The organism is Enterococcus sp. DIV2467a, assembly GCF_050532945.1.
Classification (GTDB): Bacteria; Bacillota; Bacilli; order Lactobacillales; family Enterococcaceae; genus Enterococcus; species Enterococcus faecalis.
The window spans coordinates 2,731,983-2,742,853 of the sequence record NZ_CP172896.1 but is presented as its reverse complement, the minus strand read 5'-3'; the positions used below and the strand labels follow the sequence as shown (position 1 = coordinate 2,742,853).

Below are 10,871 nucleotides of genomic sequence, written 5' to 3'. Positions count from 1 at the left end.
ACAGTGACCTCCTATATGTTTAAATTTTGGTTATCTAAAAAATGTGGATAACTTAAAAGAATGAGCATAGTCGATTTTAGCATTTTTTTAAAACTTTTTCCACAAGCAATTGTTCAATGTGGAAAAAAAGTACACAAGGGTGAAAAAAGTTTTCCACAGGGTGTCGACACTTGCGGAAGAAAGTGGTTGTTGAATGAGTTATCCACAAAAAGTTGAGAATAATTAAGCTTGACACAATCATGTTTAAAGAACTTATCAACAGCTGAAAAAACACCTGTGTAAAACTTTTTAACAGGCTGTTTTTTTGTGTAAAACTAGTGGAAAAATGGCTGTGAACAGAAAAAAATGTGGAAAACTATCCACAAGCTACTCACAGGAAAATTTAATTTGTGGATAATTGAAACGAATCTTTCTCAGGAAATATTTCTTAAATTTTATTGACAAAAGACCCCATTACTCGTTATACTATCAAAGTATGTCTATATATTGATGGATAGTTACAATTTCAGGAGGTGTAATTGCATGAAAAGAACGTATCAACCAAACAAACGTAAACGCCAAAAAGTTCACGGATTCCGTAAACGTATGAGCACTAAAAATGGCCGTCGCGTATTAGCAAGCCGTCGTCGTAAAGGTAGAAAAGTTATTTCTGCTTAATGATGGTCTGGTCTTTTAAACAGTCAATTTCTAAGAACCCTTAGTTATCTCCATAATTTTTTGGAAGATGTGAAGATAACTAAGGGTTCTTTTTCTGTTTTCAATAAAAGAAAGCAGGATTCTATAGAAAAGGCTACTAAAAAAGAGCGGAAATATGCTATTATTATTAAGAAGTAAAAAAATATAGAAACAAAGGGATGCCGATGAAAAAGTCCTACCGTGTCAAGAAAGAAAAAGAATTTCAACAGGTGTTTAATAAAAAACAATCTTGTGCAAATCGTCGTTTCGTGGTGTACGTTTTAGAGAAACCACAACAAGCCCATTTTCGAGTGGGGATTTCTGTTGGGAAGAAAATTGGAAACGCGGTCACAAGGAATGCTGTGAAGCGGAAAATCCGCGCGAGTTTATTTCAATTAAAAGACCGTATCTCTCCAGAAATTGATTTTATCGTGATTGCACGTCCAGGATTGGAAAAGTTATCGTCTGAAGAAGTGAAAGCTAATTTAACACATGTGTTAAATTTAGCTAAAATATTAGATGTAAGAGAGGGAATTGAGTAGTGAAGAAGTATAAGCGCTTATTATTAATGGCTGGGTTAGTGACCTTAGTCTTTGTTTTATCCGCCTGCGGAACCGCGCCCGTAAGTGAAAGTAGTACAGGAATTTGGGATCGATACATTGTTTATTATTTTGCCCAAGCGATTAAGTTCCTATCATTAGGCGGCAGTGTCGGAATTGGGATTATCCTATTTACGTTAGTCATCCGGATTATTTTATTGCCGTTGATGCATTTCCAAACGAAGAGTATGCGTAAAACACAAGAGTTGCAACCGCAATTAAAGGCCTTGCAACAAAAATATTCTTCAAAAGATCCTGAAACACAACGCTTATTCCGAGAAGAACAGCAACGTTTGTATGCAGAGAATAATGTGAATCCTTACATTGGCTGTTTACCACTGTTGGTTCAACTACCAATCATGATGGCTTTGTATCAAGCCATTTCACGCGTGCCTGAGTTAAAAGAAGGAACGTTCTTGTGGTTAAGCCTCGATAAGCCGGATCCGTATTTAATTTTACCGATTTTAGCGGCTGTCTTTACGTTTGCTAGTACGTATCTTTCAAGTATGAGCCAACTAGAAACAAATGCCTCACTGAAAATTATGAATTACGTTATGCCAGCGATGATCTTCTTTATGGGGATTTCATTAGCCAGCAGTTTATCTCTTTACTGGGTGGTCTCAAATGCCTTCCAAACAGGGCAAACATTGTTATTAAACAATCCATTCAAAATCCGTAAAGAGCGGGAGGAAGCAGCACGTCAAGCCAAAGCACGGGAGCGAGCGCTTGAACGAGCAAAAAGTCCTAAGAAAAAAGGGAAGAAAAAATAAAGGAGGTCGTTCAGATGCCGATTTATGAAGGAAATACAATCGAAGAAGCAACGCAGAAAGGCTTACAAGCACTTGGTTTAACCAAAGAGGATGTTACAATTGATGTGTTAGACGAAGGAAAAAAAGGATTTTTAGGTCTAGGAAAAAAACTTGCCCAAATTTCAATGGAACCAACGATTAGTGAGCAAGTCACAGAAGCGGTCGAAGAAACAGTGGAAGATATTGTTGTTGCCGATGAAGCAAAAGCAGTGGAAGAAGCAGTTGAGGAATTAACCGAAGCAATTCCTAGTCTCTCAGAGGAATCAACACATTCTTTAGAAAATCTGGAAGACGAAGCTGCTATTACTGAATTAGCGATGTATTTAACGAATATTTCAAATGAACTGAACGCCCCTGCCATGGTTCGCATAGCGCGCGAGAATGGCAATATTATCTTCCATTTAGAAACAGAAAAACAAGGTATCTTAATTGGAAAACACGGAAAAGTGTTAAATGCGTTACAGTATTTAGCGCAAGTCTTTATTCACCGCATTGCAAGCAATAAGCTATCGATTGTTGTGAATGTCGGAAATTATCGTGAAAAACGTCATGAAATTTTGGAACGTTTAGCGAAACGCACCGCGGAAAAAGCCAAACGCACTGGGCGGCCAGTCTTCTTGGAACCAATGCCGGCTTTTGAAAGAAAACAAATTCATCACACGCTAAGTAAAGATGAGCAAATCAAAACCCATTCTGAAGGGGATGAACCTTATCGGTATTTAGTGGTTGAACCAGTTAAGAAGTATTTTTAAACAGAGGTCGGGACGGAACCGTTTAGCTCCGAGAAATAAGAAGGAATTTCCGAAAATTGCTTTTTAATTTTTGGAGACCAAGTAGGTATTGTTCATCATCGAATCACTACGTTCTTCGTGATTCTCAACAATTTCGGCTTATTTCCGAAGGACCTTCAACTCTTAGAGCTTTAGCTCTTAGAAGTTGTTGAGATCGGAGCAACGCGTAGTGTTGGTTCTGTTCCCGCCGTTTATCAGGTTTTGTTCCAGGCTCTTTCCCAGTTAAATGATTTTTTAGCCGTCTCCGTTTCTTTTTTTATGTTATGATAATCAGTAATTACTCCAGTAGTAAATTCAAATGAAAAAGTTTTGTAAAGAGACGTAGGGGGAGCAACAGGTATGCGTACGGAGAAAATACTGGTTGTAGATGATGATGCAGCAGTTCGTCGCTTGATTTGGAAAGCATTACAATCAACAGGTATTCTTATTTACCAAAGTGAATCAATTGAAAAAACAAAAGATATCGTGTCCAGAGTTACCTTTGATTTGTTCATTTTAGATGATAACTTGGAACATGACAGCGATGGTTACTACTTAGTCCAAATGATTAGAGAGAAATATCCACTAGTGCCAATTATCTTTTTTAGTAGCAAAAAAGAAGAAGAGGATATCATCGCAGCCTTGGAAATGGGCGTGGATAGTTATATAACGAAACCTTTTTCCTTGAATGTTTTTAAGGCTCAGGTGATTGCTTCGTTGAATCGAGCTCGAATGATTCGAAAACAATTGAATGTTTATAAAAAAGAAGAGCTACAGGTAGGCGATTTCCGTTTTGATTATGGTCGTTATCAACTATTTAAAAAGGATTTACCTATTTCATTGTCTTCGAAAGAAGTTCAATTAATTCAATTTTTTCTGGAGAATCCCGAGCAAGTATTCTCTAAAGAACAAATTTACAGCAGTGTTTGGGGTACTGGGGATGTCGATGCGAATACGATTATGGTTTTTATTAATCGTTTACGAAGTAAATTAGAAGAAAACCCGAAAGAACCTTGTTACCTTCGGACCGTTTGGGGCATTGGTTATACCTTTACGCCAGATGGTTGCGTACAAAAAAAATGAAAAAAGGCCCGCAGTTGCACGAGCGACTGCGGGTCTTTTTGCTTATTCAATTTGCCGACGTTCCATTTCTTTCAAAATAAATTGAAGCGAACGATTTAGATGTTCATGGGTTAAAAGTGTGATCTGGTCAATATTCTTTGTTTTCATTCCGCGGAAAATTAACCAATGTTCTTCTAGGGCAATACTACGACGTTCTGAGGCACGAATCGCAATATCTCTGAAATAGATTAAGTAAGCATGGAGATCAGTCACAATTTTTTTTAAACGTAGCATCTGACTCTTAGTATAAATAAAGGAATTAAAATCTGAAAAGTTCTGTAGTAAGTCATCTACTTGGTTATTTTTATTGTATTGTTCTCCTTCGAGAAGTAAGGCTTCCAATTCATCAAAATCTTCTGGTGTCATGAGTTCCATGGCTTTAATGGTTGCTAAAGTGTCCAAAGATTTACGAATATCATAAATTTCATAAGCATCTTTCATACTAATCCCTTTAACCACGATACCCACCATAGGTATATGTTCCACCAATTGTTCTTTGACCAATTCTTGTAAAGCAAAGCGAATGGGCGTCCGACTAATGTTTAATTGCTCGGAAAATTCTTTTTCGTTAATCCGTTCACCCGCAGGAATATCCCCTAAAATAATGGTTTTTTTAAAGGCTTCGTAGGTACAAATTTTTAGAGGTTTACTGCTGGTTAAATCTAAGTTCCGTTTTACTGCTTCAACCGTTGGATTCATATGAGGCACCTCCCTATAGATTATTTTTATAGATAATAAATATAATATTAAAAATGAAAATATAACGCAAGAAAAGACAAAATGAAAAGAAAACCGAGGAGAAAAGGCACTCCTACGGTTTCAGCGACGACGTTTAATTTTGTGGAATAAATAAAGGCATGTGACCTAAAGCAACAATTGTAACAACGAAAATAACGAAAATTCCTAAGGCATATTTTGCTGATTCTTTTTGCCATTGGCCCATATCTAAACCAGTTAAACGTAATAGCAAGTAAATAAATGCCACTAATGGACTTAATAAGTGGAACGCTTGCCCCATTAAGGAAGCTAAAGCCATAGACATATTGTCAAATCCATAAGAACGTCCAGCTTCTGCTAGGACTGGTAAGACACCGAAATAGAAACCGTCGTTTGAAATAAAGAATGTTCCTGGTGCTGAAATGAACGCAATCACTAAGCCCCAAGCGCCGGCTAATTGTTTTGGAATAATATTAACAAAGCTATTTGCTAAGGCATTGGCCATACCAGAACCTTGGAATAAGCCCATGAAGACGCCAGCAGCAAAAACTAAGATAACTACTTGCACAGCATCACCAGCATTTGCACTGATACGGCTGCTTTGATCTTTTAATTTTGGATAGTTGATCATTAAAGCGATACAAGTACCAATTAGGAATAATAATAACGGTGGCATTTCAATCCACGAAGGCAAACCTAATTGACCAACGAATGAACTTAGGACTAACCAACCGATTAAGACAATCGTTAAAATACCATTGAATGCAAAATTCTTTGGACGACGAATTTCTAATAACTCAGGATCGTTAACAATAGTCATTTCTTCCAATTCTTTATCAGTAAGCGTTGTCACGCCTAAGCGAGCACGTTCTTTTTTCCCCATGCGATAAGCAACAAAGAAGATAACATACAATACAGATAAAATCATACCAGGTGCTAAATAAGAAAGAATATCGGCATCAACTTCTAGTACGGCCATGGCACGAGCTGTTGGACCGCCCCAAGGTAATAAGTTCATAATGGTGTTTTGTAAGATAACAAGCACACCTAAATTCATCAATTTCATATTAAGTTTTTTGTAGATGGGAATAAACGCAGAACAGCAAATCAAGGTTGTAGTTGTTCCATCTCCGTTTAAGGAAACAGCAGCAGCAACTACCGCAGTAGCCATCAAGACTTTCATTGGATCGCCTTTAGCAAAGTAAATCATTTTTTTAGTGATTGGGTCAAACAAACCAGCATCCAACATAATAGAGAAGTAAAGAATGGCAAATAATAACATAATACCAGTTTTTGAAGTAGTTGAAATCCCATCTAAGACGAAATTCCCAATGTTGACTTCAGGGACAACACCGTCAGCACCAGGTGGCGGACTCGCTACTCCAGTTGCAATTGCAATCAAAGTAAAAATAAGAGGAATAATTACTAAAGATGTAAACGGTGACAATTTCTTTTTCATGATTACATACATAAAGATGATAATCATACCATAAGCTAAAATAGTGAGTAACATGTTTTTCTTCCTTTCTTTTTTAGAACTTTTTTGTAAGCGTTAACAACCGGTGTTAATAAAAAAGAATAGCCATGAGAAATGTTTCACAGTATTCTTGTTTACAACAAAAAATATTTTTTGTGTTTGTCTATAGTGTGAGAATATACAAACTTTCGCAGAGAATAAATAGCCTAAAACAAAAAGAACATCAAAAAAACAATTCAACAATCAAATTCTTATTAATAACTTAATATAATATTAATAGAATCTTAACAGCTGATAAATGCTTATATACCAATGTTTACAGAGTTTTTTTCGCAAAATAAACAATAAAAGAACAATCTGAGCTAGTGTTTTCACTAGGTTTTTTAATGGTTTTTTCTATAATGAACGTATACCAAGAATTAGTGAAAGGAGAGACAATATGGGCCTATTTAAGTCCTTATTCAAGAAAGAGCAACACACACAGGATACCGAGATTAATGAAAGCGTTATCCAACGTGAAGCGGATAACTTGGAAAAGCGATGGATAGATATACCAGCATATATTCCTGCTGAGCCAAAAGAATATCAATTGGTAAGTATTGTGGCCACTGCCATCGCAGCAGGAGAGTTTCCAGAAAGTCGTTTTGTTATCAAAAAAATCGCAAAACGAAATCCAGAAGCAAAAGAAGTTGCCATTATTGCAGCCAGTATAGCTGCAGAGCTTTCAGAAGAGTCTCAGCTAGTTGTCAAAAGAATTTCAAAACAAAACCTTGAGGAGGATCATTATGTTACGCAAATTTAAAATTTCAATTGATGGGAAAGAATATTTAGTCGAGATGGAAGAAATCGGTGGCGTCCCACAACCAGCACCTGTTGCGCCACAACCAACAGAGCCAGTTGCTACGACAGAAACACCAGCCCCTGCTGTTGAAGAAACCCCAGCGCCAGCAGCACAGCCAGCCGCCCTAGCAGGAGCAGATGCAATGCCTGCGCCAATGCCAGGAACTGTGTTAAAAGTATTAGTCAATGTTGGTGATACGGTGTCTGAGAACCAACCATTGTTAATTTTAGAAGCAATGAAGATGGAAAATGAAATCGTTGCAGGAAAAGCAGGTACGGTAACAGGAATTCATGTTACCCAAGGCCAAATTGTGAACCCAGGGGAACCATTAATAACAATTAACTAGAATTAATTTAAGAAGAGGAAGTGATTTGTGTGGAGACACTGATTCAAGGTGTTATAGGAATGGGCCAAGAACCAGGACGCATTGTGATGATGCTGATTGGTGGACTATTAATGTATTTAGGAATAAAAAAAGAGTATGAACCAACACTTTTAGTGCCGATGGGTTTAGGAACGATTTTAGTGAACTTTCCTAATTCCGGCGTATTGAGCGCTGGCGGCGAGCCAGGTCCGTTTAATGTTCTTTTTGATTTTGGAATAAAAACAGAGTTATTCCCGTTATTATTATTTATTGGGATTGGGGCAATGATTGATTTCGGGCCATTGTTACAAAATCCGTTTATGTTGATGTTTGGTGCCGCTGCACAGTTTGGGATTTTCTTTACAGTTATTATGGCTGTTTTATTAGGTTTTGATTTAAACGATGCTGCTTCGATTGGGATTATTGGTGCCGCTGATGGTCCAACGTCTATTTTCGTAGCAAATACCTTACATTCAAAATACATGGGGGCCATAATGGTTGCCGCTTACTCCTACATGGCGTTAGTTCCGATTATTCAACCAGTAGCGATTAAAGCAGTGACGACGAAAGCCGAACGTCGTATCCGTATGACTTATCGGGCCGGTGAAGTTTCTCAAACAGCGAAAATTCTTTTCCCGGTTGTTATTACGATTGTCGCAGGGTTAATTGCGCCGGTGTCATTACCATTAGTTGGTTTCTTAATGTTTGGGAACTTATTAAGAGAATGTGGCGTTTTGGATCGTTTATCCATTACAGCTCAAAATGAATTGGTAAATATTATTAGTATCTTGCTAGGACTATCTATTTCCGTTAGCATGAACTATGCAGAGTTCTTAAAAGTCGATACATTGATGGTTATTGGCTTAGGGTTAGTCGCCTTTATTATGGACTCAGTCGGCGGCGTGCTTTTTGCTAAATTCTTGAATTTATTTAGAAAAGAAAAAATCAATCCAATGATTGGTGCTGCGGGTATTTCCGCTTTCCCAATGTCTAGTCGGGTCATTCAAAAAATGGCTACAGATGAAGACCCACAAAACTTTATTTTAATGCATGCTGCTGGTGCCAACGTTTCAGGACAAATCGCTTCTGTAATTGCTGGCGGCTTACTATTAGCCTTTTTAACATAGGACGGAAAGGAGAACGAATACATGTCTGTTAACATGGAAGATTTAAAAATTGCTTTTGAACTGTTAGGTTTTGGTTGGGGCGGCGTTTTCGTTGTTTTATTTATCATTTATCTAGCGTCTAAATTACTAACAAAATTATTTCCAATTAAAAAATAAAGGAGGTTATTGCTGTGAGCAGCGTATATACAATGAAAAGAATCTGGTTGCAAAAAGATAAAAAAGCTTATCAAGCTTGGCGCGAATTAATGGAAAAAGCCGAATTGCAAACGACAGAAGCACTTGATTACACCGTTGGCATATATGATGACACAGCATTAATCGCCTCTGGCTCGCTTTCAGGAAAAACGATTAAGTGCGTGGCCGTTTGTAAAAAATATCAATCTGAAAATTTGTTAACCCAATTGGTGGTTCATCTACTTGAAAAACTGAGAGAAGAAAACCAATTACACAGTTTTTTGTATACAAAACCAAAAAATGAACAAATTTTTCAGTCGCTAGGCTTTCAAAAAGTGGTTGCGAATCAAGAGGTGCTATTTATGGAGCAAGGCAAACCAGATTTTGCCGATTATCTTGATTACCTGACACAGCATAAAAAAGCAGGGCCAGCCAGTAGCATTGTCATGAATGCAAATCCTTTTACGAAAGGCCATCAGTACTTAGTCGAAAAAGCAGCCAAAGAAAGTCCGCACGTTTATGTGTTTGTTTTATCTGAAGATAAATCGCTGTTTTCAAAAGAAGCACGTTTCGCAATGGTGCAAAAAGGGGTCGCCCATTTACCCAATGTGACAGTCCTATCTACAGAAGATTACTTAGTTTCGTCTGCGACTTTTCCTACCTATTTTTTGAAAGAAAAAGCGCCATTAGAGGTAGCTGCAATTCAAGCAACGCTTGATGCAACGTTATTTAAAGAAAGAATTGCGCCAATACTCGAAATTCAGCAACGTTATGTGGGAGAAGAGCCTTATTCAGAAGTGACCGATGTCTACAATCAAGCAATGCAACAAGTTTTCGGACAAACGATAACGCTAACCATTGTCCCGCGATTAGCGAGTGATGGAGAGCTGATTAGTGCGACGAAAGTTCGCAAAGCGATGGCTGAAGGCGACAAAGAGACACTCAAGAAGTTTTTACCAGCAACAAGTTATCAATACTTAGTAGAACACAAGAAACTAATGAGGTGAAGAAAGTGAAGATTATCAAAAATGCTACTGCAGGGACAGTAGAATCAAGTGATATTATGATTACCGTCCAACCCATTGAATCAACAGAAAATACCATTGAATTAGAAAGTAGTGTCGAAAAACAATTTGGCAATCAAATTCGTCAGGTGATTACGACAACTTTGGAACATTTAGATGTCCAAGGCGTTGCGGTCAAGGCGATTGATAAAGGGGCATTAGATTGTACAATCAAAGCTCGGATGATTACAGTTTTACATCGAGGCGCTGAAAAAGAAACGTATGATTGGAAGGAGTTGGACTCATGGAACGTTTAAGAAGAACAATGATGTTTGTCCCTGGAGCGAACGCAGCAATGCTAAGAGATGCACCTTTGTATGGGGCAGATTCAATCATGTTTGATTTAGAAGATGCAGTTTCATTAAAAGAAAAAGACTCTGCCCGTGTTTTAGTCCATTCTGCTTTGAAAACTTTCGATTATGGCAATATTGAAATTGTTGTTCGGATCAATGCTTTAGATGCCGGTGGCGCAGAAGATATTGAAGCAATGGTCTTAGCTGGTGTCGATGTGATTCGTTTACCAAAAACAGAAACAGCCCAAGATATCATTGATGTCGAGGCAGTCATTACAGAAGTAGAACAGCAAAATGACATTCCCGTAGGAACAACGAAAATGATGGCTGCTATCGAATCGGCTGAAGGTGTTCTAAATGCGCCCGCGATTGCCAAAAGTTCAACTCGCTTGATTGGCATCGCGTTAGGCGCCGAAGACTATGTTACCAATATGAAAACACGGCGCCATCCAGATGGCCAAGAACTATTCTTTGCTCGTAGCATGATTTTACATGCCGCTCGAGCAGCTGGGATTGCAGCTATTGATACGGTCTATTCAGATGTAGACAATACGGAAGGCTTTGAAGCCGAAGTTCGTTTGATTAAACAGCTAGGTTTCGATGGGAAATCGGTGATTAACCCTCGTCAAATCCCATTAGTTAATACTATTTATGCGCCAACAGAAAAAGAAATCCAGAATGCTAAGGAAGTAATCTGGGGCATTCGGGAAGCCGAAGCAAAAGGTTCCGGTGTTATCTCCGTAAATGGAAAAATGGTTGATAAACCAATTGTTGAACGAGCTGAACGGGTCATTGCGTTAGCATTGGCGGCTAAATTAATTACCGAGGAGGAAATATAG

The 10,871-nt window shown here is 38.0% G+C and carries 14 protein-coding genes; 12 read left to right on the top strand and 2 right to left on the bottom strand.

Translation table 11 applies throughout. The features are described 5' to 3' along the window. Positions 1–522 precede the first annotated feature (522 nt). The 5 genes from rpmH to IGL80_RS13005 all read left to right on the top strand — a co-directional run bounded on the left by rpmH (position 523) and on the right by IGL80_RS13005 (position 3,936). Positions 523–657 carry a 50S ribosomal protein L34 gene (gene rpmH / locus IGL80_RS13025; protein ID WP_002356012.1) on the top strand — a complete coding sequence of 45 codons (135 nt, stop codon included), beginning with the start codon at positions 523–525 and terminating at the stop codon, positions 655–657. A 203-nt stretch (positions 658–860) separates the two neighbouring features. Next, positions 861–1,217, top strand: a complete 357-nt coding sequence (gene rnpA, locus IGL80_RS13020) for a ribonuclease P protein component (RefSeq protein ID WP_002356011.1) — start codon at positions 861–863, stop codon at positions 1,215–1,217. Then, positions 1,217–2,044 carry a YidC/Oxa1 family membrane protein insertase gene (locus tag IGL80_RS13015; protein ID WP_002356010.1) on the top strand — a complete coding sequence of 276 codons (828 nt, stop codon included), beginning with the start codon at positions 1,217–1,219 and terminating at the stop codon, positions 2,042–2,044. The genes rnpA and IGL80_RS13015 overlap by 1 nt, the downstream gene beginning before the upstream one ends. A gap of 14 nt (positions 2,045–2,058) precedes the next feature. Then, positions 2,059–2,835: an RNA-binding cell elongation regulator Jag/EloR gene (jag, locus tag IGL80_RS13010; protein ID WP_002356009.1), complete on the top strand. Its 777-nt coding sequence runs from the start codon at positions 2,059–2,061 to the stop codon at positions 2,833–2,835. A gap of 378 nt (positions 2,836–3,213) precedes the next feature. Further along, the gene (locus IGL80_RS13005) at positions 3,214–3,936 is read left to right on the top strand and encodes a response regulator transcription factor (RefSeq protein ID WP_002363545.1); all 723 of its coding nucleotides are present in this window, start codon (positions 3,214–3,216) and stop codon (positions 3,934–3,936) included. Between the two features lie 42 nt (positions 3,937–3,978). On the opposite strand, the gene IGL80_RS13000 is transcribed toward IGL80_RS13005, so the two are convergent. Both IGL80_RS13000 and IGL80_RS12995 read right to left on the bottom strand, forming a co-directional pair. After that, positions 3,979–4,674, bottom strand: coding sequence for a GntR family transcriptional regulator (locus tag IGL80_RS13000; protein ID WP_002356006.1), 696 nt, complete (start codon positions 4,672–4,674; stop codon positions 3,979–3,981). Positions 4,675–4,807: 133 nt separating this feature from the next. After that, the gene (locus tag IGL80_RS12995; protein WP_002359209.1) at positions 4,808–6,205 is read right to left on the bottom strand and encodes a CitMHS family transporter; all 1,398 of its coding nucleotides are present in this window, start codon (positions 6,203–6,205) and stop codon (positions 4,808–4,810) included. 403 nt (positions 6,206–6,608) lie between these two features. Here IGL80_RS12995 and IGL80_RS12990 point away from each other — a divergent pair, with 403 nt between their 5' ends. The 7 genes from IGL80_RS12990 to citE are packed head-to-tail and all read left to right on the top strand — an operon-like array spanning position 6,609 to position 10,871. Further along, entirely contained in the window at positions 6,609–6,971 is a 363-nt protein-coding gene (locus IGL80_RS12990) for a hypothetical protein (protein WP_002356004.1), read from the top strand. After that, complete coding sequence (locus IGL80_RS12985; protein WP_002404707.1) at positions 6,955–7,356, top strand: acetyl-CoA carboxylase biotin carboxyl carrier protein subunit; 402 nt, start codon at positions 6,955–6,957, stop codon at positions 7,354–7,356. The genes IGL80_RS12990 and IGL80_RS12985 overlap by 17 nt, the downstream gene beginning before the upstream one ends. A 29-nt stretch (positions 7,357–7,385) precedes the next feature. After that, entirely contained in the window at positions 7,386–8,501 is a 1,116-nt protein-coding gene (locus tag IGL80_RS12980; protein ID WP_002383526.1) for a sodium ion-translocating decarboxylase subunit beta, read from the top strand. Positions 8,502–8,522: 21 nt separating this feature from the next. Continuing rightward, the gene (locus IGL80_RS12975; RefSeq protein ID WP_002356001.1) at positions 8,523–8,657 is read left to right on the top strand and encodes an OadG-related small transporter subunit; all 135 of its coding nucleotides are present in this window, start codon (positions 8,523–8,525) and stop codon (positions 8,655–8,657) included. Positions 8,658–8,689: 32 nt separating this feature from the next. Further along, positions 8,690–9,682, top strand: a complete 993-nt coding sequence (citC, locus tag IGL80_RS12970) for a [citrate (pro-3S)-lyase] ligase (RefSeq protein ID WP_002359207.1) — start codon at positions 8,690–8,692, stop codon at positions 9,680–9,682. 5 nt (positions 9,683–9,687) lie between these two features. Further along, complete coding sequence (gene citD, locus IGL80_RS12965; RefSeq protein WP_002355999.1) at positions 9,688–9,996, top strand: citrate lyase acyl carrier protein; 309 nt, start codon at positions 9,688–9,690, stop codon at positions 9,994–9,996. Beyond that, a complete protein-coding gene (citE, locus tag IGL80_RS12960; RefSeq protein WP_002355998.1) occupies positions 9,984–10,871 on the top strand; it encodes a citrate (pro-3S)-lyase subunit beta in 888 nt (295 codons plus the stop codon). The genes citD and citE overlap by 13 nt, the downstream gene beginning before the upstream one ends.